We start from the raw sequence: 22201 nt of genomic DNA on the forward strand, positions 1-22201 counted from the left end.
GGTGGTTAAGACAATTTATTTAAGTGTCTCTATATAAGCAGCTACGTTTTCCATGTCCTCTTTACTAAGTGGAGCCATTTGACCTTTCATAACTGCACCCATGTTAAATCTACCTTTACCGCCACCTATCTCGCCAACTTTATAAGCAAGCATATCTTCTACCATTTGAGCTGGTTCTAAAGTATTTAGTGGTGGTACTTTTTTTAGATATTGTAACTCAGCTTTTTGACCATGACAGGCAATACATCTCTTATAAACAGCTGCACCCTTTTGTGCATCACCAGCTGTAAAAGCAACTTTTTCTTGAACTACTTCTGCACTAGCAGCTTCTGTCTCATTTGCATCTTGAGCAAATAGAGTTGTTGTCAATGCAAATGCAATTGATGATAAAACTAAAACTCTCTTCATAAATTTCCTTTCAAATTTAATTGTAAAATTTTATATTCAAAATTTAAACTATTTATTAACAAAATTACTCTTTAAAAAGACCAATACTTAAGATTTTATTTAGCCTTTGCTCTACGAGACTCTCTTTATCAACCTTTTCTAAGATTTTTAATTCCTTTAAAAAATAGCTTGCAAGCTCCATAGCAGCACCTTGCATATCTCTGTGCGCTGCCATATTTGGCTCTTTTATCAAAGCATCAATAAGCTTTAGCTCCAAAAGCTCCTCTGCAGTAATCTTCATAGCTTTTGTTGCCATCTCCTGTTTTGATGGATCGTCCCATAAAATAGCGGCACAACCCTCAGGCGATATGACAGAAAAGACAGAATTTTGCATCATAGCCAATCTATCTGCCACACCGATAGCAAGAGCACCACCACTTCCGCCTTCACCTATGACTACTGCTATGGTTGGAGTTCTTAGTGAGCTAAACTCATAGAGATTTTTAGCAATAGCCTCACTTTGTCCGCGCTCTTCAGCACCAATGCCAGGATAAGCACCCGGTGTATCTATCAAAAAAAGTATAGGAATATCAAACTTCTCTGCCAATTTAGCAGCTCTAAGAGCCTTTCTATATCCTTCTGGATGAGGCATACCAAAATTTCTTTTAAGCTTATTTTTAGTTCCTCTGCCCTTTTGCTCTCCAATAACCATAACTTTTTTATCTGAGATATAACCTAGATAGCAAACTATAGCTGGATCATCTCTAAAAGCTCTATCGCCATGAAGTTCATAGCCATTTTTTAAAAGTACTTTTATATAGTCAAGCGCATAGGGCCTATCAGGATGTCTTGCCAACTGAAGTCGCTGATACTCGTTTAAATTTTTATAGACTTTGTTTATCTCTTTTTCTAAATTTTTCTTAAGTATCTCAACTGCATCATTGTCGCCTCTTATTTTGGCACTTGACATCTCATCGTCAATCTGCCCAATACCCTTTTCAAACTCCAAATAACTTGCCATCAATCAATCTTTTTAAAAATTATAGAGCCATTTGTACCACCAAAACCAAAAGAGTTACTCATGACAAATTTAAGCTCTTTTTCTCTAGCAACATTTGGAATATAATCAAGATCACACTCCTCATCTTTGACTATTTGATTGATGGTTGGAGGCATTAAATTTCTCTCCATAGCCATTAGACAGATAACTGCCTCTATAGCACCAGCTCCGCCCAAACAGTGACCAATCTGACCCTTTGTTGAGCTAACAGGTGGAACGCTTCCTTTAAAGAGCTCTTTTAGCGCTGCTGTTTCGTTTCTGTCATTTGTAGGAGTTGAAGTACCATGAGCATTTATGTAGTCGATCTTTGGCTCGCCTGCCATTTTGTGGGCTTTACGCATAGCCAAAAGTGGTCCTTCTAAAGTTGGTGCTGTTATATGAAATGCATCACCACTCTGTCCAAAACCAACTATCTCAGCATAGATTTTAGCTCCTCGTTTTTTGGCACTCTCATACTCTTCAAGCACCAAAGCTCCAGAACCCTCTCCCATAACAAAGCCATCTCTCTCTTTATCAAATGGTCTTGACGCTCTTAAAGGATCATCATTTCTAGTAGAAAGTGCCTTCATAGCTGCAAACCCGCCTATACCAACAGGGCATATTGCAGACTCAGCACCAACTGCTAGCATTGCCTTTGCTTCACCTATCATAATAGTTTTTGCAGCTTCAATGATAGCATGAGTAGAGGCAGCACACGCTGTAACACTAGCTATGTTTGGTCCTTTGAGATTGTGTTCGATAGAGACCATTCCACCAAGCATATTGATAAGTGCAGATGGTATGAAAAAAGGCGAAATTCTTCTTGGTCCTCTTGTTAGACAGACATTCGAGTTTTTTTCTATGTTTGGAAGTCCGCCGATGCCCGCACCAGAGCTTACTCCAAACTCAGTAGAGTCAAAATTATTAAGATCTATTTTAGCATCGCTAATTGCCTCTTTGGCAGCCTTCAATCCCAATTGGATAAATCTATCCATCTTTTTTATATCTTTTGCATCTTTTACAACATCTACAGGATCAAAGTCTTTGACCTCAGCAGCGATTTGAACAGGGAATTGGCTTGCATCAAATTGAGTTATCTTACACACACCTGACTTACCCGCACAGATATTTTCAAATGCACTCTCTTTATCGTTGCCAAGTGCATTTATCATACCTATACCAGTTACTACAACTCGCTTCATTTATCTCTCTTATTTAAACTTATTTCTCTAATTTTTCTATATATGTTACTACATCTTGAATAGTTAGTAGCTTCTCAGCATCAGCATCTGGAATTTCAACTTCAAATTTCTCTTCCAAAGCCATAATAAGCTCAACAACATCAAGTGAATCTGCATTAAGGTCATCAACAATCTTTGACTCCAACTTAACTTGCTCTGGCTCAACGTTTAGCTGCTCAACTACTACGTCTCTTACATCATCGAATATAGCCATCTATTTCTCCTTAAATTTATATAATCAAAACAGACTAATTTATCATAAAGCTAGCCAAATTTTGATGTCGTTTATTATATCATATTTTTTAAACACCAAAATTAAACCTAACTTAAACTACATATAGAGTCCGCCATTTATTTTGATGGTCTCGCCTGTAACATATGATGAGTAGTCACTTAACAAAAAGGCAACGACATCTGCCACCTCTTTTGGCTCTCCAAATCTTTTCAAAGCGATAGCATCAATGTAGCTTTTTTTAATCTCATCGCTTAATTTATCTGTCATATCTGTTGCTATAAAGCCCGGTGTTACGCTGTTAAATCTAATATTTCTACTAGCGCCCTCTTTTGCAAAAGATTTGCTCATCGCTATCATTCCGCCTTTGCTTGCAGAGTAGTTTGTCTGACCTAAATTTCCCATCTCTCCAACAATCGAAGCTATATTTACAACTGCGCCAAAGCGTTTCTTACTCATCACTTTAAGCGCCTCTCTTGAGCCAATAAAAGCTGAAGTTAAGTTGGCATTTATGACAGATGTAAAGTCCTCTAACTTCATTCTAATGGCTAATTTGTCATTTGTAATACCTGCGTTATTTACTAGATAGCTTAGCTCTCCATCGCACTCAACAATAAGCGCAATAGCCTTCACAAAGGCCTCTTCATCTGTAGCATCAAAGCCAATAACAGCTGCTTTTCCGCCCTCTTTTTCTATCTTTTGCAAAAGTGCATCGGCTGCTGCTGGATTGCTTCTATAGTTTATCCAGACCTTTAGCCCAAAACTTGCCAAAGTAGTGCAAATTTGAGCACCAATTCCCCTGCTTCCGCCTGTTACTAAAACATTTTTTCCACTAAATTTCATCTTCTACCTTTAAATTGATTTTTGATTATTATACATTTTTAAATTTAACTATATAAAAATTGCTCCAAATTTATCTAAAAGAGCGGTTCGTCCATAATCAAAGGAACATCAAGCCCCATGAGCTTCAAAACTGTTGGGGCAATGTTGCTAAGTCGCCCATTTTTGATGGATTTTACACCATCTGCCAAGACAAAGCAATAGACATCAAATGTCGTGTGGTTGGTAAGTATATTGCCACTCTCATCTCTCATCGCCTCGCAATTTCCATGGTCGCTTGTCTGGATATAGGCATATCCTAGCTCCTTTGCCTTTGCAATAATTTTTCCAAGACACTTATCAACAGCCTCAACCGCCTTTATACTTGCTTCATAATTGCCAGTATGCCCCACCATATCGCCATTTGCAAAATTTACAACTATAAAATCCTCTCCACCATCCATACCCTTTAAAACAACATCACAGACTTCAAAAGCGCTCATTTGTGGCTTTTGATCATATGTTTTGACCTTTGGGCTAGGAACTAAAACTCTTGTTTCGTTAATGCAAGGCTCCTCTTTGCCGCCATTTAAAAAAAAGGTCACATGTGCATATTTTTCAGTCTCTGCTGTGTGAAGTTGCGATAGTCCCACACTTGCTATAGTTTCTGCCAAAGTCTCTTTGATCTCCTCTTTTTCAAAAAGCACATCAAAGCCAAACGTATCATCATAAGTTGTCATTGTGGCAATGTTTTTAAATATTTCTTTTTGCTTAAAGCCATCAAAGTCAGCACAACCAAAGGCACTAACTATCTCTTTCATGCGATCATTTCTGAAATTTATAAACAAAACTCCATCATTTTTTTTCACTCCACCAAAATCATAAAAAGAGGCAGGTTTTATAAACTCATCAAAAACTCCACTCTTGTAAGACTCTTTTATATACTCGCTTGGTGCTATTTCTTTCAAATTTGCTCCATTGACAATGACCTCATATGCTTCTTGGACCCGCTCCCACCTCTTATCTCTATCCATAGCATAAAATCTTCCCAAAATTGAAGCTATCTGAAATTTAGACTCAAGCTCCTTTATAAAGGCAAGAGCACTATCTGGCAAAACATCACGTCCGTCTGTGATGGCGTGAATTATGACCTCTTTGTTGGCACTTTTTATACTCTCTATAGCTTTGTTAAAGTGAGTTAAGTGAGAATGGACACCACCATCGCTATAAAGTCCTATAATGTGGATTCTGTTGGAGTTAGCGATAAGTTTTTTAAGTGCTCTGTTTTTTGCAAAACTACCATCTAAAATGGCATTGTCAATCTTTACTAAATTTTGATAGATAAGCCGTCCGCTTCCTATACTCATATGACCAACTTCGCTATTTCCCATCTGTCCATCTGGAAGACCAACCGCCTTGCCTGAGGTAGCTATGAGTGAGTGGGCTGCATTTTTAAATAGATAGTCATACGCGCTTTTTTTGGCGTTGTAAAATGCGTTAAATTTGCTCTCTTTGTTATGTCCAATGCCATCTGTTATGACCAAAACTGCTTTATTATACATCTTAGTTCCATTATAAATTTATTCTAAAGGTTTATTATAGTAAAATTTCGCTTTTAATTATTTAAAGGTAAAATTTTATGCTTTTGTATCTTGGTCAAATTTTTAAAATCAATCTTTTCAATTACATCACAGTAAGAGCTGGTATGGCTTTTTTTATAGCCTTTTTACTGACACTCTATCTACTTCCTAAATTTATAAGATGGGCAAAGGTAAAAAGAGCCAATCAACCAATCTTTGAACTTGCACCAAAAACTCATCAACAAAAATGCAAAATCCCAACCATGGGCGGACTATTTTTCTTAAGTAGCGCCATCTTTGCAAGCCTACTTTGTGGCAACCTAACAAACATCTATCTTATTTTGGGAGTTGTAGTTTTGATAGGCTTTACATATATTGGCTACAAAGATGACCACGCAAAAGTAGTTGGCAAAAGCAACCACGCCGGACTTAGCGCTAAGAAAAAGTTTCTTATGCAAACAGCGCTCTCTTTGTTAATTGCGCTGGTGCTGTTTTTCTTCTCAAATGTTGGCTCGCTTTTTTATATTCCATTTTATAAATATCCACTTTTTGATATGAGTTTTTTTGTTATCATCTTTTGGACACTTGTGCTTGTAGCAAGCTCTAACTCGGTAAATTTAACTGATGGACTTGATGGGCTTGTGACAATTCCATCTGTCTTTTCGCTAGCAACTTTGGCTGTTTTTGCCTATCTTGTAGGTCATGCTATCTACTCTGACTATCTCTTTTTACCAAAAATAGCAGGAAGTGCAGAGCTTTGCATAATATGCGCCGCTCTTATTGGCTCGCTGCTTGGCTTTTTATGGTTTAACTGCTATCCAGCAGAGATTTTTATGGGCGATAGTGGGAGTCTTAGCATAGGCGGGTTTATCGGCTATTGTGGCATTGTTACCAAAAATGAAATTTTACTTATAATAATTGGCTTTATCTTTGTAATTGAGACTGTTTCTGTGATATTACAAGTTGGAAGCTTTAAGATATTTAAAAAGCGAATCTTTTTGATGGCGCCACTGCACCACCATTTTGAGCTTAAAGGGTGGGTTGAAAATAAGATAATAGTGCGTTTTTGGATAATTGCACTCATAGTAAATATAATTGCTCTAGCATCACTAAAATTGAGGTAAAAGATGAAAAAAAGTCTATTTGGTTATGGAGTTACTACAAAGGCGTTGGCTAAATTTCAGATAAAAGAGGGTCAATGGGATATCTACGATGATCATTTTGATGAGCCAAAGAGCGATGAGTTTGGCAACAATTTGCTTCCACCCTCTTTTTTTGATGCAGATAAAAGTATGATTGAGATACCAAGTCCTGGCTTCCCGCCTACTCACAATCTAGTAAAAAAAGCTAAAAATTTAATAAGTGAGTATGACTACTTTTTTCCAAAAATGCCACCATCCATCTGGATAAGTGGCACCAACGGCAAAACAACAACAACTCAAATGACTCAATTTTTGCTTGCATCTTGTGGCTCACAGATGGGTGGCAACGTAGGAACGCCGCTTGCTTGCCTTGATATAAGTGCAAAACTTTGGATACTTGAGACTAGCTCTTTTACACTTCACTACACAAAAAAAGCCTATCCTCACATCTATCTGCTACTTCCAATAACGCCAGATCACCTAAGTTGGCATGGCTCGATGAGTGACTATATAGAGGCAAAGCTAAAGCCACTTACCATGATGGGCGAAGGCGATGTTGCGGTGGTGCCTTATAAGTTTAAAGATTTTCCTACAAATGCAACAATAATTCCCTATAAAGATGAAGAAGATCTTGCTAAGTTTTGCAACATAAAGATAGAAGATATCGCCTTTAAAAGCCCTTTTTTGCTAGATAGTCTTCTAGCTCTTAGTGCGCAAAAAATCATCTTTGATAACTGCAATGTCTTGCTTTTGAATAAATTTAAGATAGAAAAAAATAAATTAGAAGAGATAAGGGATAGATTTGACAGGCTTTGGGTAAATGATACAAAAGCTACCAACATTGATGCCGCTTTTCAGGCAATCAAGTGTTATAAAGATAAAAAAACCTATCTTATTTTGGGTGGCGATGATAAGGGGGTTGATCTTAACTCCTTTTTTAAGGACTTTACAGCACTAAACAAAAATATCAAAATTTATGCTATCGGTTCAAATTGTGAAAAAATAATGAATTTGTGCGATAAATTTGGACTTGTAGCTACAAAGTGCGAATTCTTAAAAATTGCTGTTGAAAAGATAGCCAAAGAGCTGCAAGTTGGCGAAGTTGGGCTTTTGAGTCCTGCTTGTGCAAGCCTTGATCAATATAGTTCCTATATAAAACGGGGAGAAGAGTTTAAAAATCTCATTGGAAATTTATAAATTTAACCATAAATTAAGCTTGCAAGAGATAAAATACATTTTTATTTATTCACAAAGGTGGTTGGATAGCTCAGTCGGTAGAGCAGCAGACTGAAAATCTGCGTGTCGGCAGTTCAATTCTGCCTCTAACCACCATTTCAAATTTACTCTTTCACAAACATATCTAAGTTTTTATCATAAGCTTCACTCTCTATTTTGAAAAATCCCAAGATTGTATGGAAAAGGTTATCATGAGAGTGATAACTATCTTTCATAGTTTGAAAATTCTCGCTCATTTTTGCATCATTAAACCAAAAAAGCGCTGGAACTCTCTTTTGAAAATCAGGTGCTATAGCATAAGGTATAGAGTGAAGATAGAGTCCATTCTCGCCTAGGCTCTCACCATGGTCGCTCACAAAAAGGAAAAATATCTTTTTATCATCACCAAAACTCTTTAGATGTGCTATGAGATCACTTTGAAGTTCATCTTGATATAAAATAGAGTTGTCATAGGTATTTACAATTTGATCGGTTGTGCAACTACTCAAATCAGCTGTGTCGCAAGTAGGTTTAAATTTGGCAACTTCATAATCTTTAAAATATGCAGGACCATGACTTCCTTGAATATGTAAAAATATCGCAGTTGGGCGCTCTTTAACCTTAACATCTTTTGCCAAATTAAAAATCTCCCTATCCATTCCTCTAGCTTTTAACTCTACTTTGTGACTCTCATCAAGATCGTCGCAAACTCCCTTGCAACCACCACTATTGTTGCCAAACCAATAGACATCAACGCCAGCTTCCATTAAAATTTGAATTAAATTTTGTCTAAATTTCGCTTCGCCTCTACTAAATCTTTTGCGGTCTAAGTCGCTAAGCATGCAAGGAAGAGAGACTGCTGTGTTGGTTCCGCATGAGTAAAATGTGGTAAAACTTACAAGATTTTCTATATTTTTTGTATATAAATTTGTCTCATTTTTACTATAGCCATTTAGCGAATAGTTGGCACTTCTTTGAGTTTCGCCTATAATAAAAACAAGAAGTGAGTTTTGCTCTTTGTCTTTTAGGACATTGTTTTTAAAAGAGACAAAATGTGGCGGAGTTTTTAACGAATCCGTTGCAAACAAAACAGCAGAGTAGATGGGATAAAATGGCAATGTATAGGGACGAATATTGTCGGCATGTTTTCTAAAAAGTGGGATGTAGGTTTTGCTAAAAGTAGCATAGACGGCGCCAAACGACACTAAAGCAAACGCTATCAAAATAGCCCTTAATTTTAGCTCTTTTAGAAGTGAAAAATATTCAATTTTAATTTTTACAATAAAAATAGTTGGCAAAATAGCAAAGAAAAAGAGCCAGATGAAAAATTTAATATTTAAGAGATTTTTAACCTCCAAAGCATCTGTTTGAGCGGCATTTGCAATCATCTCAGTATCTACAACAATTCCGTAAGCATACATAAAATAGCCGCACACTCCACTAATAAAAGCTATCAAAATACTAAGCGGTTTTGTTAGAAACTTGACAAATAAAAGTGACAAAATTAAAAGACAGATTGACAAACCCGCCAAAATAAGTGGCGCAATCTTAAATTTCTCTATATCTGGCAAAAATGTATAAACTCTGTTGAAAAACATAAAATTAACTACCAAAAGATAGAGTGCAAAAAGCAGTATGAAATTTAGTGATGAGATTTTTTTCATTGTGATTTTACCTTAAAATTCTATTTTATTAAATGGGTGAGTCTAACTTATCTTAATAAACAGCTAGTAAATAGACAAAATAGCCCTTAGCCAACCATGACAAAGACAAAATAGTGGCTAACCAAGCGTTTTATAAAACTCCTCTAGCTTTTTATATAGATCCCCACTAGAGATTTTATCGCTATCAAGGAACTTTGCAAGGATTTCGTTGTCCTCTTTGCCATTCCACATCTTTTTATAACTTCCCTCTTTATAGCCGTGATCTTGACGAAATTTATTTAAGATATTTTTGCCTATATAAATTTTATAAAGATTATCAAAGCTCATTCCGCACTTCCAAGCAACTCTAAAAAAGGCTGTCAAAAGATCGTTTAGTTCAAATTTAGAACCGCTACAACCATGGATAATAACCTCAATATCGTTTATCACCTCATACATGGAGTGCTCTTTTGGGCTAAATGGCTCATTACAAAACTTAACAAAACCATGAGAGCAGGCTATCTCTTTGCTAAGAGTTTCGATATCGATATCCTTGCTGTAGGCCTGCTCCAATGCATAACTCAATATAAAGTGCCAAATATCTACAAGCTCAATTCTTACATTTTCATAATCAGTTGGTTTTTTTACATCTTTCCAGTGCTTCCATGCAAAATTGTCAACAAGCTCAGCACACTCCATATAGATGCATCTCTTCCAGTTTATTAGCTTGCCAAGGCTGTTATAGCCATCTTCCCAACCCTTTGAGTTGGTATCATCGTTTAGTTTTTGCTGCATTAAAAGCATCTCTTTTATAAGCTCAATATCTCTCATCTTAACCCCTTGTTTCTATCAATTATAACTTAAATTTCAAAGCCTACTACGGTGCAACCCTATTTTCCAACACCAATCTATAAAACAAACTTGCGATACTAAAGAGCTTGTCATTTTGCTCATCTTTTAAAGAGCCATTTAAGTCGCTAGAAATCACTCTTTCATAAGTTCTATGAACATAGCCATCTTTGCTAATTATCCCAAAAGAGTCATCGCCTGCGTGAGTTGTTGGTTCTAGAGATTTATCATCAAAAATAGAGGGATAAAGAGCATAAAATGGCTCATCAAATCCAAGCAAATCCACAATAGTTGGCATGATATTTAGTTGTGAGGCATATTTATCAACCTCTTGCGCTTTTAGATGTTTTGGCGAATAGATCAAGAATGGAGTGTGATAAAAGTCCTTATAGTAGCTATCGCCAGAGACTCTAACTGTGTGATCGGCTGTGATTATAAAGACAGTATCATCAAACCAACTCTGCTCTTTTGCACGTTTCATAAACTCGCCAAGCGCCCAATCAGCATAGTTTATAGTATTTTTATAACTATTTACGCCGCTTTCTCCGTCATAGTTAAATTTCTCAAACTGCTTTGGAAGTCTAGGATATGGTATATGCGTCGTTCCTGTAAATAAAAAGCCAAAGAAGTTTTTCTCTTTGCGGTTATTAATCTTTTGAAAAAGCATATCAAATCCCTCATAATCCCAACCAAACTTTGGAAACTCCATAACAGGATACTCAAGCAATATCTTCATATCCTCTTTGCCAAAAAACTCACCAAAGCCAAGAGTCCTAAATATAGAATCAACATAATAAGAGCTTCTATTGCTAGTTTGCCCAACAATGGTGCTGTAGTTGTGCTTTTTAAGCATCGCTCCAAGACGTGGTAAATTTGAGTTTTCCAAACCAAAGCCTACAAAAAGATTGCCAGGAACTCCTAAAATGCCCGTCATAGAGCACTGAATACCCTCAATACTGCGCTGTCCGCAAGCAAAAAAGTTGTTAAATTTCATAGAGTTTTTAGCAATCTCATCAAAATTAGGAGTTAGTCCATCTTTTGAGCCATATGCCCCAACAAAATCAATATTCCAGCCCTCAAAAAGGATAAGCACGACATTTAAGCCGCTTTTTTTTGCGTTGTATTGTTGAAGTAGTGGATATTTGCTGTTTTCTAAGCCCAAATTTTCCAAAGCTTTTGGAAGCTCGTAGTAGTTTAAATTTGTCTTACTCAATCTTTTGTAGTTGATAAAGGTGGTAAAAGCGCCATTTAAACTAAGTGTTCCTTGCTTTGTGTTGGTGCCTATAAAGGCATTTGCGATTGTGATTGGCTTTGAGGCAAATGAACCTCTTATTGCAGCAAAACTAACAACTATCAAAAGCAAAAGCAGATATATCGGATGTTTGGAGGCAATAGTTGGCGCCTTATAAAGAAGATAGCCCATAAATCCAACCACTATCATCATAAAAATAGCTGCCAAACTATGATAAAAATAGAGCGGAATCATCTCAACTATAAAAGACTTATCAGCACCAAGCATAAACATCTCATTGCCCATATGACGTTTGCACTCATCAAAATAAGCAACATCCCCAAAAAGAATTCCCGCCATAACAGACAAAATCACAAAGCCAAAGATAAAAGAAATGGCCTGATAGGCTCTATTTTGAGTAAATTTGAAAGGTAAATTTAAGAGCAATATCATAGGAGATAAAAATGTAAAAAGGATATTTAAATCAAATCTAATTCCATGTATAAAACCAACCAAAACCTCGCCAAAACTAAGCTCTTTAAAGTATGAATAATACTCTACAAAAAGCCAAGCTCTTGCAACAAAAAAAACAAAAAGTCCCAATCCAACAAATATGACTGTTTTTTTAAAATTTGTCATCTTCTCTCCAAAAATCTCTAAATTTATCTAAAAAATTGCAAGATTATAGCTTTTTTTAGATAATTTTCATATAATCTAAATCAAAAAATAGAAGCCAAAATGTCATCAAAAGCTCTTAAAAAAGGATTTTTATGGATGAAAAGATGATAAATTTCTTAAGACAAAATCACATAGTTGCACTAACAGTTTGTAGCAACAACGAACCACATAGTTTTAGCGCCTTTTATAGCTATAGTAGCGATGCAAACTGCCTAGTTTTTGCAAGCGATATCAACAGCGCCCATATGCAAATTGCCCTAAAAAATCCACTCATGTCTGGAATAGTGGCGCTACAGACCAAAAATGTAGCCATCATAAGAGGATTGCAGTTAAAAGGAGTTGTCAAAGAGGCGCTAGAGAGTGAAAAAGAAATCTATCTAAAGAGCTATCCATACGCAAGAGTGCTAAAGCCAAACTACTGGAGTTTTTACCTAAATGAGATAAAAATGACAGACAACAAGCTTGGCTTTGGCAAAAAAATCCTATGGAAAAGAGACTAGATAAAGCTCTCTTTTATGGAGCTAACCCATTTTTTGATACGCTCTTTGCTTAGCTCATCCTCATTGTCCGCATCAAGCGCAAGTCCTACAAATTTGCCCTCTTTATTGATAGCGTGGCTCTCATCAAAATTATATCCATCAGTTGAGCACTCGCCTATCATCTTTGCACCACTCTTTTTCAAAAGCTCATACAAAAGTCCCATACCATCGCAAAATTCGTGACCATAACCCTGTGAATCGCCAAGTCCAAAAACAGCTACAGTTTTGTTAGCTAAATTTAACCCATCAAAGTCAAAGCCATCCCAATCATCCTGCATATCACCACATCCCCATGTTGAAGTCCCGCAAATTAGCCCATCATAGCTATTGAGTTTTTCTGGATCTGCCTTTGCTACATCTATAATGTCGGCATCTAGCCCCAACTCATCACCTATCATCTTTGCTGCATCTTCTGTATTGCCCATTGAACTACCATAAACTATTGCTAAAGTCATAATCTTCCTTTTACTAATCTATTATTTATTGAATATGGAACTATTTTGATACTTTTTGCATCAATTGAGTTGTCCTCTTTTATGCAAAGATATCTACAAAGTCCCTGTTGTTTTGGAAAAAGTAGATAAATTTCTGTCTTTTCATCACTTAACAAAAAGGCTTTTTGAATTTTTGCCTTGATATTTAACTCTTTTAGTCTAAATTTATCCATACAAACCAAAAGTCCAAGCCTTGAATTGTCCTCTTTGGTGATATAGATACAGTCATCTTCTACCACAATCTCTCTGCTTTTGTTACAAGTTGTGACCTTTTTAAATACATAGTCAAAAAAGAGCTCCTCTGCACTAAAACAGATCCCAAAAGACTCTCTTAAAAAAATAGTCCAAATTAGCTTTGCAACTTTAAGTCTTGGCTCTCCTATCAAAGGTTTTTTGCCACCATTTTTGTAGTAACTTATAGCTAAATTTGACTCTATGCATAGAGTTTTTGCTCTTTGAAATTTAAGAGGTTTTGGTTTTAAAAGATCTTCTATATAGTTTAAAAAGAGCTCTTTTATGGAGTTTGATCTCTTGATGTAGCGATAAGGAATGCGGTAGTTTTGTGCCACCGCGATATTGTATTGGACCAAGAAAGTGTAGAAAACCAACTCTTTATCTCTGTTTCTAAAGAGAGTTGGAACAAAATCCCCATCGCTATCAAAGCCAAAAAACACAACTTGCCTTACAATTTATTTGTTACAAGAAAACTCTTTGTCCAAGCCAAAGACCTTGCAATACTCACAAAAAACACAACTTACACTTCGCTTTGCACAAACTAGCGGAATATTGCGCTTTTTTGTCTCGTTTTTGATCTTTTTCATTGTGTTGTGATTTAAAAATGACGTTAGCATCACAACACAATCAACATCAAGTGGAATGCTTTTTCTATTTACTCTGTTTTCGCTTCTTGCATCCCAGTGCTCTATTTTTCTAGCACCAAGATCAGACAAAACTGCCTTGATTGGAGTTATCTCATCGGCGCCTACTACAAGTACAGACATCTTTTATCCTTTTGTTTTGTTTAATTATTCTAATATGATAATCATTATTATAGCTATACTAACTTAAACTTTGATAAGTTGATACTCTTTATCTAAAATATTGAAATTTAACTGCTTAAATTTCAGATAAAAAAGCCACTTTAGCAAAATTTATAAGCTCCAAATTTACAAAAAAAGATATAATTTCACATCTATTCAAAGGAAAAATATGAACAATTTAAAGCAAGTTTTAACACTGATAAAAGAAGACAAAAAGGAGCTAAGCACTCTTTATCAACAAAGAGATAGCAAGGTTATAAAAGAGGCGTTAGATATCTGTAAATTTAGCGGTGAGAGTGGCCAAATAACCGCTGTTATCAAGCGCATAGTAGAACTTAAAGAAGATCCAGTTATCGCTGAGCTTAAAAAGCTAAACCAAGATGATGAAAAGATAAAAGTTATACGCGCCGATCTTTATAAATTTGTAGCAAAAATATATGAAAAAAGATTTGAGGTGCTACTAAAAAAGATAAAAGATGAAAGACTTTTAGATGAATTTATGACTATTTTGTTAGAAGGCATCCATAAAATAGGTCTAATTATGAATGAAATTCATCCAAAATGGCTAGCGCAAATAGAGCAAAATAGAGCCCAATTTAGCTCAATGAGCGATCCCTATTTTTTCATAAAAGAGAATAAGCTCTATCAAAAAACACCTCACGGAGAGATTTGTGATAGAAGTTATGGCGTGGCAAAACTAGGCGAAAAGCCAACTATGGTTCCATATGCGCTCTTTTTTAAAGAGGAGTTTAAAAGGCTAGATGAGAGTTTTAAAGAACTCATAGAAAAACTAACACCGATTGCAACAACAAGAGAAGAAAGGGCCTATATCCAATACTTCAAAAGCCTAAAAGCCGCCTTTGGACAGACAGACAACTCATCAATAATCGCTGCTTGGAGAGAGGCAGAGATGGCGTGGATGGAGATAAAGGGAGCTTTGCAAGTTGGTCATCCACTTGAATATTATGAAGATAACTATACTCGCTCTGTTGCCTTTGAGTGGGATTTAAGAGTTGAGGAGTTAAGTCATTTTGATGAGCTCAAATTTAAAAAAGAGATAAAAAATAGCTTTGATAGAGTCTATAAAAAGATAGATGGCACAAACAAAATAATGCACTCAATGGTCTGCTCAAACATCGATAAAACTCAAGTTTTCATCTCTACGCCAATGCTCTTTTATGGGGCGGATTTAAATGGGCTTTTTAGTGCGCAAGTTGTTCCAAATGATGAGTTTGTAAGTGCAAATAGTGGCAAAAAAATCTTTGCTTTTATAAATTATGTCTATGAAAGTGCAAAAAGTAGACCATATATGAGGATTTCAAGTGAGATTTTTGAGCCTAGTTATCTTAAATTTGGAAGAGATATCCTTCAAAATAGAGCCGATATCTGGAAAAAAGTCTATGAAATAACGACAATTGGACATGAGTTTGGACATCTGCTTTTTATCGATGAAGAGAGCGAGTTTAAGATGAGTGAGAGTGGTGTTTTTAAGTATATAGAGGAGTATAAAGCCACTACTGGCGGACTTGTGAACTTCTTTTTCAATGAAGATAGAGAGTTTAGACTAGCAATTTTGGATGATGTTGTTAGGCGAAGTGTTGGGCTGATTGCTTGGCAAAAAGTAGATGAAGTAAGGGCCTATTACTGCGAGGGACTTATCCACTTAACCCTTCTTTTTAGAGCCAAGGTATTGACATTTGATGGCAAAAAGCTAAAGGTTGATTTTACCTTAAGAGGTTATGAAAACTTCAAAAAACTAGCGCTTGCTAACTATCTTTTACTGGCAAAAATATATCACGAAAAGATTGATGCTTGGGAATTTCTTAGAAAGTTTTGCACAAAAGTGGGCGATATCTATCTGCCAAATGACAAAGATGTCAGAGAATTTGTTATCTACTATCACGACCTCTATGAAAAAATTGGCAATGAGATAGAAATTTAAAGGTTTGTTATGAAAAGAGTTGTCTTAGTCATCGTGTTGGTTTTTGCTCTTGGTGGTTGTGCCTCTAAAAGTAGCGCGCCCTCCATCTTTGTCGGTATGGGACTAGGAGGCGGCGGAGTAAATTTAGGAGTTAGTCAAAATATAGGCGGCATAAATATCGGCGCTAGCAAAAATATCAACTAAATTTAGTTGATATCAACAGACTCAATGTCGCGTCTGTATTGGCGGCTCAGATTTTCAACTACCTCTTTAGTTTGCGGATTTTGAGGCAAAACTATATAAATACCTGGTTTAAATCCTACAAAATAGTTCTCTTGGCTCTTTGCAAGATGCCTTAAGTTGGCTATTGGAAACTTCTCGCTCTCGTGAGGTTTTCCATCAGAAAATGAGATAAAGCTATCATTTACCTCTAAGTTCATCTCAATGCTACTTGGCTCTATCTGCCTTGCCTGCTCTATATGTTTATTTACAAATTTAAAATAGAGCTTTGGGTAAAAAAAGAGCCACAACAAAGCAAGTGCTAAAGAGACTAAAGTTGCAAGTGGTACTAGTTTAAAGATCCCATCTATAAAAATTCCCACTATAAAAAACTCAAGCGGAATAGCATAAAAGCTAACTAGGCGCTGTTTCTTGGCATTCATACTCTTTGTTAGCATAAATATTTTCAAATTTACAATATCATTTTGTGTGATTGTGACCTTCATCTTCTCTCCCTCTCTAAGCGATCTTCTATCTTTTTTATAAGTTCTTCAAACTCGCGTCTCGCCCTATCTATAAAATCTTTGCTTACACCCTCATATCTAGTAACTAAAGTAGGTGTTGTATTTGAGGCCCTAACTAGCGCCCAACCATCTTTGAAATTTACTCTAACGCCATCTATTGTTATGAGTTTTTCTATCTTTTGAAATTTAAGACCATCTTTTTCAAGCACTTTTTTTAGCTCCTCAATAACTCTAAATTTCGTCTCATCATAACTCTCTATCTTAATCTCATCCGTGCTAAAAAGAGTTGGTAGGCTGCTAAGAATCTCATCAAAATCAAAGCCCCTATTAAGCAGCTCAACAGCCCTTATCATCGCATAGAGACCATCATCAAAACCAAAATATCTATCTGCAAAAAAAAGATGTCCGCTAAGCTCGGCGCCAAGATTTGCTCCTAGCTCTTGTATCGCCTTTTTTATGTTGCTATGCCCTGTTTTTGCCATATAGGTTGTCCCAAATTTGTCTATTTGGTTATACATATTTATAGAGCATTTGACATCTCCAACTACTTTTGGATTTGTGATATTTAATGCAAAAAGATAGGCTAAATAGTCACAATTTATCACCCCTTTTGGAGTGACAACTACCACTCTATCGCCATCTCCATCAAAGCCAAAGCCAATCTTTGCCCCAAGCTCTTTTAGACGTAGTTGCAAATCTTTTAAATTTTTTCTAACTGTTGGATCTGGATGGTGGTTTGGAAAGTTGCCGTCTGGTTTTTCGTAAAGAATATCTACATTTTTAAAGCAAAGCGCATCACAAACATCTCTAAGAACAGCTCCCATAGCGCCATTAGCACAGTCTGCAACCATCTTTATATCGCAATTTTTAAGATGAGTGAAATTTTTTCTAAAAAAATCAACATATCTACTCTTTACATCATAACTACTTGCCCTAAAATCGTCCTCTATCTCCATTTTGTCTTGCAAGATCTCACAAACTCTATCGCCAAGTTTATAGAGCTCTGTGCCAAAAAAACTCTCTTTGCCTATTGTAATCTTAAATCCACTATAATCCTTTGGATTGTGAGAGCCTGTTATCATAATATTTGCATCAAAAACTTCACTAAAGACACTATAGTAGCCAACAGGGGTTGGAAGCAAGCCTATATCATAAATTTCAACTCCCATCCTGTTTAGGCCGCTAAAAAGCCACTCTTTTATCACTTTGCAAGAAAGTCTAGCGTCATATCCAACACTTACTTTTTTTATCTTTTTTTGTCTAAAAACTTCACCCAAAGCAACGCCTATCGCCTTTACAGAGTCGCTAGTTAGCTCCTTTTGAAAAATGCCTCTTATGTCATACTCTCTAAATATCTTTTTCATAACATTCCAAATTTGAAAGTCTAAATTTAACCATTGATTGTAACTAAGTAGAGATAAAAATATCTTAAAAAAGTGCTTAATGTAACATATTGTAAAAAAATGAGCTGTTTTGTCCTAAAAATTATCAATTAAAGAAATTTTTATTACAATTAAATTATAATGAAATCTTCTAATAAATTTATAAGGTTAATTATGTCGCATATATCCAAACGAGCTTTTATTGCTATCGCACTTATGCTTTTTTCTATGTTTTTTGGAGCGGGCAACTTCATATTCCCGCCATTTTTGGGTTCGCAAGCAGGATCTTCAACACATATTGCAATTTTTGCATTTTGTCTAACAGCTGTGCTTTTTCCAGTCCTTGGAATTGCAGCATTTGCTAAAGCTAACGGACTTTATAACCTTGCAAGTAGAGTATCTCACCGCTTTGCAATCATTCACAGCGTAGCTTTGTTGCTCATCATCGGACCACTTTTTGCCATACCAAGAGCTGGTAACATGCCATTTGAGCTTACTATCAAGCCTTTTTTAGAAACAGATTTGCAAATTAGTTGGATGCCACTTTTTATCTATTCGATAGTCTATTTTATCATCAACTACTTTTTGTGCCAAAATTTAACAAGAATAATAGAAGCGCTTGGCAAAATCCTAACTCCGCTACTACTTATCTTAATAACAGTTTTATTTATAGCAGCCTTTATCAATCCTATGCATGAAGGTGCAGTTTTAGAGCCAATTGCTGGATATGAAACAGCGCCTATTATAAAAGGTGTTTTAGAGGGTTATCAAACAATGGACGCACTTGCCTCTCTTAGCTTTGGACTAGTGGTTTTACTTGCCTTTAGAAAGATAGGCGTAGAAGATGAGCGCTCAGTTGTAAAATACACAATAGGAGCTGGCGTTTTAGCTGGAATAATCCTAGCCGCCATCTATCTTATGCTAGCTTATGTAGGAATGCATAGCTTTGGTCTTTTTAAATTTAGTGGCAACTTAGATGAGATGATTAAAGTCTTTGAAAATGGAACTAAACTTTACATCTTAGAGGGTAGCAATCCACATCTTTTGGCGCTTTACAATATGCCTGACGTCCTAAACAATGCCGAGCTTCTAAAAAGTGAATTGGCAGCTGTATATCAAAGTGGTGCGACAATTTTTATGGCTCCACAAAATGGTGCTGAAATTTTGGCGAATGTTACAAATCATCTCTTTGGCTCTTTTGGCAATATAGTTTTAGGCACCACAATAGGACTTGCCTGCTTAACTACAACTGTTGGACTAATATCTGCAGCTAGTGAGTATTTTGCTAGTCTTACATCGATAAAATATCGCTCATGGGTAATTATCTGGTGCGTTATAAGCTCTATCATAGCAAATGCCGGACTTACACAGATAATTCAATATGGAGTTCCAATCCTTGGTGTCATCTACCCTATTTCACTTGTCTTTATCGTATTATCTTTGGTAAATGGTATCATCAAGTCAGACAAAGTAATCTATAACGTCACAGCCTATGTCACACTAATAATAAGTGTTATTCATACATTGCAATATAGCTTTGGACTAAAGATTCCTTTAGTTGCAGATCTTTTTGCCTTTTTGCCATTTTATAGCGGCGGGCTTGGTTGGGTGATACCAGCACTTATCGCCATGGTAGTTTGCTACATCTTTAGAAAAAGCAAGCTAGACCCAACTATCACTCACTAAAAACAGAGCATCTTTGGATGCTCTTACTTAAAGGAAGGTTATGAAAAAAGAGGCATTATTTTTTGCAACAAAAAGCGGAGCAACAAAAGAAGTTTGCGATCTAATATCAAAAGAGTTAAAAATAGAGCTTTTTGATATAAAAGAGCTATCAAAAGAGGAGCTATCTAAGAAAATTGCATCTTTTGATAAAGTTATCTTTGCCACTTCAAGCTATGGCTTTGGCGAGTTAAGTGATGAGTGGAAGAGCAAGATTGCAACACTAAGCGAAGTTAATTTCAAAGACAAAACTGTAGCACTTGTAGGAGTTGGCAATCAAGAACGACATGGAGATAGCTTTTGTAGCGCTATGGTTGATTTTTTGCCAAAGATAAAAGGGGCTAGTCTAGTTGGACAAACAGAAACTGATGGATACAAATTTAAACTCTCATCTGCCTTTATAAACGGCAAATTTATAGGTCTTTGTGTGGATTTTAAAGGCGACACAAAATGGCAAGAGAGAGTAAAAAACTGGTGCAAAAACCTTAAAAATAACTTCTAGCCAAACTTTTAAAACCTTAAGTTATAAATTTCATAACTTAAGGTCTATTTTAAACTCTTTAGTATCCTAATTAGCTCATCTTTATCTGGATTTATAGTTTGAAGCTCTTTTTGCTCAACGCCATTTTTATAAAATATAAGTGCTGGTGGACCAAATATCTTAAATTTGGCCATAAGCTCTTTGTCGTTGCTATCCATATGCGTTACATCAACCTTTACAAAGATAAACTCATCTAGCAAGCTCTGTATCTCGCTATCTAAAAAAAGTCTATCAAGCTTCCCACACTCCACGCACCAGCTAGCCCAAAAATCAACAACAACAGCTCTTTTGGCGCTTTTTACCAACTTCTCTAGCTCTGTAAGAGTTGAAATCTCTCTTTTTATAATAATATCGCTTTGAGTGGCGCTAAACTTATCAAGTGGCCTTAATGCATCCTTGCCTCCACTTGCAAAGCTAACTAGCAAAATCACGCTATAGGTCAATACAAAAAATAAAAAGCCCTTTTTTATGCCACTATAAAGACTCTCTTGCTTTGCTTCAAAAAAGCCAAGAGCACCAACCATCACAAATCCAACGATAGAGTATAAAAGTAAAGTTATATTACCCTCAATAACTCTGCCCAAAATCCAAATGGCCATAAAAAGCAGCAAAAAGCCAAAAAAACGGCTCACCTCATTCATCCAAAATCCAGGTTTTGGCAATAACTTATCACTTCCAAAACCCAAAATCAAAAGCGGAACTCCACTACCGATACCAAGGACAAAAAGAGCGGCTCCACCAAGTAAAATATCTTTGCTACTAGCGATATATAGAAGTGCACCTGCAAGTGGTGGTGCGATACAAGGACCAACAACCAAGGCACTAAGCGCTCCTGTTATAAAAATAGCTGCCAAATTTGCGCTATTTTTTTGAGAGAGTTTTTTGTTAGAAAAATTGGTGATAAAACTTGGCATCTTTATCTCAAAAAGCCCAAACATCGATAAACTAAGCAAAACAAAAAAGAGAGCAAAAAGCACTATTACAAATGGAGTTTGAAGATAGGCTTGCACGCTAGCACCCAACATAGCCGCTCCAACACCAGCTATTGCATAGACAAAAGCGAGACCCAAAACATAGATAAAACTAAGCAAAAAGCCACTGCTTTGTGGGTTCTTTTTGTTTGAAAGAATGATGGAAGAGACTATTGGGATCATTGGAAGCGTGCAAGGAGTGAGTGAAAGAAAAAGTCCATATCCAAAAAACGAGAGAATAAGCCAAAGAGTGCTTTTACTAAAAAAACTCTCCTCTATCTCATTTTCTACAGAGGTTTTTTTAGGATTGATTTTTTGGCTACTAATCTCATAGCTATCGCCACTTTTTATAAATTTAAAAGAGATTTTTTGTGGCTCATAACAAAATCCATCATCCGCACAGCCGCTAAAAAAAACTTCGATATTAAACCTATCTAGCGCCTTTTCTGCATAGTTTTTAGATGAAAGTAGCACTCCAAAAGGAATTTCTATAGCTAGCTCGCCTTTGTAAATTTCAAAACTATCTTTTAACTTTGGCTCTGGAAAGTTTAAAAAAGCTGTAATATCGGCGCCATCTATGCTAAATTTAAGATCTTTTTTATATAGATAGACACTACTATCAGTTTGAAATTTAAAGACAACTGCCTCATCATTCGTGCTAGCTTTTAACTTAAATGCCTCATCTAGAGAAAGCGGCTCACAAAATAGAGCAGTTGCACTTATTAAAATAAATAAAACTTTTCTTAGCAATTTTTCTCCCAAATTTTAAAATAGAGGAGATTTTACACTCTT

22 protein-coding genes and 1 tRNA gene are annotated in these 22201 nt (G+C 36.0%); 8 read left to right on the forward strand and 15 right to left on the reverse strand.

All coding sequences use genetic code 11. The features are described from left to right. Window positions 1-15 precede the first annotated feature (15 nt). The 6 genes from Q0X52_RS03630 to gpmI form a co-directional block, all read right to left on the reverse strand. Window positions 16-408 carry a c-type cytochrome gene (locus Q0X52_RS03630; RefSeq protein ID WP_297574990.1) on the reverse strand — a complete coding sequence of 131 codons (393 nt, stop codon included), beginning with the start codon at window positions 406-408 and terminating at the stop codon, window positions 16-18. Window positions 409-472: 64 nt separating this feature from the next. Next, window positions 473-1408 carry an acetyl-CoA carboxylase carboxyl transferase subunit alpha gene (gene accA, locus Q0X52_RS03635; RefSeq protein ID WP_297574993.1) on the reverse strand — a complete coding sequence of 312 codons (936 nt, stop codon included), beginning with the start codon at window positions 1406-1408 and terminating at the stop codon, window positions 473-475. Beyond that, on the reverse strand, window positions 1408-2628 hold the full coding sequence (locus tag Q0X52_RS03640) for a beta-ketoacyl-ACP synthase II (protein ID WP_297574995.1): 1221 nt from the start codon (window positions 2626-2628) through the stop codon (window positions 1408-1410). The genes accA and Q0X52_RS03640 overlap by 1 nt, the downstream gene beginning before the upstream one ends. Window positions 2629-2647: 19 nt before the next feature. Then, entirely contained in the window at window positions 2648-2881 is a 234-nt protein-coding gene (gene acpP / locus Q0X52_RS03645) for an acyl carrier protein (protein ID WP_297574998.1), read from the reverse strand. Window positions 2882-2998: 117 nt separating this feature from the next. Then, complete coding sequence (gene fabG, locus Q0X52_RS03650; RefSeq protein WP_297575000.1) at window positions 2999-3742, reverse strand: 3-oxoacyl-ACP reductase FabG; 744 nt, start codon at window positions 3740-3742, stop codon at window positions 2999-3001. Window positions 3743-3816: 74 nt separating this feature from the next. Then, window positions 3817-5280 carry a 2,3-bisphosphoglycerate-independent phosphoglycerate mutase gene (gene gpmI, locus Q0X52_RS03655; protein WP_297575002.1) on the reverse strand — a complete coding sequence of 488 codons (1464 nt, stop codon included), beginning with the start codon at window positions 5278-5280 and terminating at the stop codon, window positions 3817-3819. A 77-nt stretch (window positions 5281-5357) separates the two neighbouring features. On the opposite strand from gpmI, the gene mraY reads away from it, so the two are divergent. The 3 genes from mraY (at window position 5358) to Q0X52_RS03670 (ending at window position 7772) form a co-directional block, all read left to right on the forward strand. After that, entirely contained in the window at window positions 5358-6422 is a 1065-nt protein-coding gene (mraY, locus tag Q0X52_RS03660) for a phospho-N-acetylmuramoyl-pentapeptide-transferase (RefSeq protein ID WP_297575004.1), read from the forward strand. Between the two features lie 3 nt (window positions 6423-6425). After that, window positions 6426-7637 carry a UDP-N-acetylmuramoyl-L-alanine--D-glutamate ligase gene (murD, locus tag Q0X52_RS03665; RefSeq protein ID WP_297575007.1) on the forward strand — a complete coding sequence of 404 codons (1212 nt, stop codon included), beginning with the start codon at window positions 6426-6428 and terminating at the stop codon, window positions 7635-7637. A gap of 59 nt (window positions 7638-7696) precedes the next feature. After that, window positions 7697-7772: transfer RNA gene (locus Q0X52_RS03670), tRNA-Phe, on the forward strand. Window positions 7773-7780: 8 nt separating this feature from the next. Here Q0X52_RS03670 and Q0X52_RS03675 read toward each other — a convergent pair. The 3 genes from Q0X52_RS03675 to Q0X52_RS03685 form a co-directional block, all read right to left on the reverse strand. Further along, window positions 7781-9319, reverse strand: coding sequence for a phosphoethanolamine transferase (locus tag Q0X52_RS03675; RefSeq protein WP_297575009.1), 1539 nt, complete (start codon window positions 9317-9319; stop codon window positions 7781-7783). Window positions 9320-9436: 117 nt separating this feature from the next. Continuing rightward, the gene (locus tag Q0X52_RS03680) at window positions 9437-10129 is read right to left on the reverse strand and encodes a dUTP diphosphatase (protein ID WP_297575011.1); all 693 of its coding nucleotides are present in this window, start codon (window positions 10127-10129) and stop codon (window positions 9437-9439) included. A gap of 46 nt (window positions 10130-10175) precedes the next feature. Continuing rightward, complete coding sequence (locus tag Q0X52_RS03685; protein WP_297575013.1) at window positions 10176-12017, reverse strand: LTA synthase family protein; 1842 nt, start codon at window positions 12015-12017, stop codon at window positions 10176-10178. A gap of 131 nt (window positions 12018-12148) precedes the next feature. Between Q0X52_RS03685 and Q0X52_RS03690 the strand changes: the two genes are divergently transcribed. Continuing rightward, window positions 12149-12556, forward strand: a complete 408-nt coding sequence (locus Q0X52_RS03690) for a hypothetical protein (protein ID WP_297575015.1) — start codon at window positions 12149-12151, stop codon at window positions 12554-12556. On the opposite strand, the gene Q0X52_RS03695 is transcribed toward Q0X52_RS03690, so the two are convergent. The 3 genes from Q0X52_RS03695 to Q0X52_RS03705 are packed head-to-tail and all read right to left on the reverse strand — an operon-like array spanning window position 12553 to window position 14090. Continuing rightward, window positions 12553-13050 carry a flavodoxin gene (locus Q0X52_RS03695; protein WP_297575017.1) on the reverse strand — a complete coding sequence of 166 codons (498 nt, stop codon included), beginning with the start codon at window positions 13048-13050 and terminating at the stop codon, window positions 12553-12555. The genes Q0X52_RS03690 and Q0X52_RS03695 overlap by 4 nt on opposite strands. Continuing rightward, a complete protein-coding gene (locus Q0X52_RS03700) occupies window positions 13047-13763 on the reverse strand; it encodes a hypothetical protein (RefSeq protein WP_297575019.1) in 717 nt (238 codons plus the stop codon). The genes Q0X52_RS03695 and Q0X52_RS03700 overlap by 4 nt, the downstream gene beginning before the upstream one ends. 15 nt (window positions 13764-13778) lie before the next feature. Then, window positions 13779-14090, reverse strand: coding sequence for a DUF2325 domain-containing protein (locus Q0X52_RS03705; protein WP_297575021.1), 312 nt, complete (start codon window positions 14088-14090; stop codon window positions 13779-13781). Between the two features lie 208 nt (window positions 14091-14298). On the opposite strand from Q0X52_RS03705, the gene ciaB reads away from it, so the two are divergent. Together ciaB and Q0X52_RS03715 are read left to right on the forward strand one after the other, a co-directional pair. Beyond that, window positions 14299-16071 carry an invasion protein CiaB gene (ciaB, locus tag Q0X52_RS03710; RefSeq protein ID WP_297575023.1) on the forward strand — a complete coding sequence of 591 codons (1773 nt, stop codon included), beginning with the start codon at window positions 14299-14301 and terminating at the stop codon, window positions 16069-16071. Window positions 16072-16080: 9 nt separating this feature from the next. Then, window positions 16081-16254 (forward strand): hypothetical protein, encoded by a 174-nt coding sequence (locus Q0X52_RS03715; protein WP_297575025.1) that lies wholly within the window; start codon window positions 16081-16083, stop codon window positions 16252-16254. Between the two features lie 2 nt (window positions 16255-16256). On the opposite strand, the gene Q0X52_RS03720 is transcribed toward Q0X52_RS03715, so the two are convergent. Both Q0X52_RS03720 and Q0X52_RS03725 read right to left on the reverse strand, forming a co-directional pair. Beyond that, window positions 16257-16775 carry a hypothetical protein gene (locus Q0X52_RS03720; protein WP_297575028.1) on the reverse strand — a complete coding sequence of 173 codons (519 nt, stop codon included), beginning with the start codon at window positions 16773-16775 and terminating at the stop codon, window positions 16257-16259. Next, window positions 16772-18157, reverse strand: coding sequence for a phosphomannomutase/phosphoglucomutase (locus Q0X52_RS03725; protein WP_297575031.1), 1386 nt, complete (start codon window positions 18155-18157; stop codon window positions 16772-16774). Before Q0X52_RS03725 ends, Q0X52_RS03720 begins: the two co-directional genes overlap by 4 nt. 192 nt (window positions 18158-18349) lie before the next feature. Here Q0X52_RS03725 and brnQ point away from each other — a divergent pair, with 192 nt between their 5' ends. Beyond that, on the forward strand, window positions 18350-19861 hold the full coding sequence (brnQ, locus tag Q0X52_RS03730) for a branched-chain amino acid transport system II carrier protein (protein WP_297575034.1): 1512 nt from the start codon (window positions 18350-18352) through the stop codon (window positions 19859-19861). Between the two features lie 40 nt (window positions 19862-19901). Next, window positions 19902-20399, forward strand: a complete 498-nt coding sequence (locus Q0X52_RS03735; RefSeq protein ID WP_297575036.1) for a flavodoxin domain-containing protein — start codon at window positions 19902-19904, stop codon at window positions 20397-20399. A 44-nt stretch (window positions 20400-20443) separates the two neighbouring features. On the opposite strand, the gene dsbD is transcribed toward Q0X52_RS03735, so the two are convergent. Beyond that, window positions 20444-22159, reverse strand: a complete 1716-nt coding sequence (gene dsbD / locus Q0X52_RS03740; RefSeq protein WP_297575039.1) for a protein-disulfide reductase DsbD — start codon at window positions 22157-22159, stop codon at window positions 20444-20446. Between the last annotated feature and the right edge of the window lie 42 nt (window positions 22160-22201).

Source organism: uncultured Campylobacter sp. (assembly GCF_947255105.1).
Lineage (GTDB): Bacteria > Campylobacterota > Campylobacteria > Campylobacterales > Campylobacteraceae > Campylobacter_B.

Bases quoted from the DNA above. Each gene is read 5' to 3' on its own strand.
- Q0X52_RS03630 (WP_297574990.1), bottom strand. From the start codon at position 408: ATGAAGAGAGTTTTAGTTTTATCATCAATTGCATTTGCATTGACAACA.
- accA (WP_297574993.1), bottom strand. From the start codon at position 1,408: ATGGCAAGTTATTTGGAGTTTGAAAAGGGTATTGGGCAGATTGACGAT.
- Q0X52_RS03640 (WP_297574995.1), bottom strand. From the start codon at position 2,628: ATGAAGCGAGTTGTAGTAACTGGTATAGGTATGATAAATGCACTTGGC.
- acpP (WP_297574998.1), bottom strand. From the start codon at position 2,881: ATGGCTATATTCGATGATGTAAGAGACGTAGTAGTTGAGCAGCTAAAC.
- fabG (WP_297575000.1), bottom strand. From the start codon at position 3,742: ATGAAATTTAGTGGAAAAAATGTTTTAGTAACAGGCGGAAGCAGGGGA.
- gpmI (WP_297575002.1), bottom strand. From the start codon at position 5,280: ATGTATAATAAAGCAGTTTTGGTCATAACAGATGGCATTGGACATAAC.
- mraY (WP_297575004.1), top strand. From the start codon at position 5,358: ATGCTTTTGTATCTTGGTCAAATTTTTAAAATCAATCTTTTCAATTAC.
- murD (WP_297575007.1), top strand. From the start codon at position 6,426: ATGAAAAAAAGTCTATTTGGTTATGGAGTTACTACAAAGGCGTTGGCT.
- Q0X52_RS03675 (WP_297575009.1), bottom strand. From the start codon at position 9,319: ATGAAAAAAATCTCATCACTAAATTTCATACTGCTTTTTGCACTCTAT.
- Q0X52_RS03680 (WP_297575011.1), bottom strand. From the start codon at position 10,129: ATGAGAGATATTGAGCTTATAAAAGAGATGCTTTTAATGCAGCAAAAA.
- Q0X52_RS03685 (WP_297575013.1), bottom strand. From the start codon at position 12,017: ATGACAAATTTTAAAAAAACAGTCATATTTGTTGGATTGGGACTTTTT.
- Q0X52_RS03690 (WP_297575015.1), top strand. From the start codon at position 12,149: ATGGATGAAAAGATGATAAATTTCTTAAGACAAAATCACATAGTTGCA.
- Q0X52_RS03695 (WP_297575017.1), bottom strand. From the start codon at position 13,050: ATGACTTTAGCAATAGTTTATGGTAGTTCAATGGGCAATACAGAAGAT.
- Q0X52_RS03705 (WP_297575021.1), bottom strand. From the start codon at position 14,090: ATGTCTGTACTTGTAGTAGGCGCCGATGAGATAACTCCAATCAAGGCA.
- ciaB (WP_297575023.1), top strand. From the start codon at position 14,299: ATGAACAATTTAAAGCAAGTTTTAACACTGATAAAAGAAGACAAAAAG.
- Q0X52_RS03715 (WP_297575025.1), top strand. From the start codon at position 16,081: ATGAAAAGAGTTGTCTTAGTCATCGTGTTGGTTTTTGCTCTTGGTGGT.
- Q0X52_RS03720 (WP_297575028.1), bottom strand. From the start codon at position 16,775: ATGAAGGTCACAATCACACAAAATGATATTGTAAATTTGAAAATATTT.
- Q0X52_RS03725 (WP_297575031.1), bottom strand. From the start codon at position 18,157: ATGAAAAAGATATTTAGAGAGTATGACATAAGAGGCATTTTTCAAAAG.
- brnQ (WP_297575034.1), top strand. From the start codon at position 18,350: ATGTCGCATATATCCAAACGAGCTTTTATTGCTATCGCACTTATGCTT.
- Q0X52_RS03735 (WP_297575036.1), top strand. From the start codon at position 19,902: ATGAAAAAAGAGGCATTATTTTTTGCAACAAAAAGCGGAGCAACAAAA.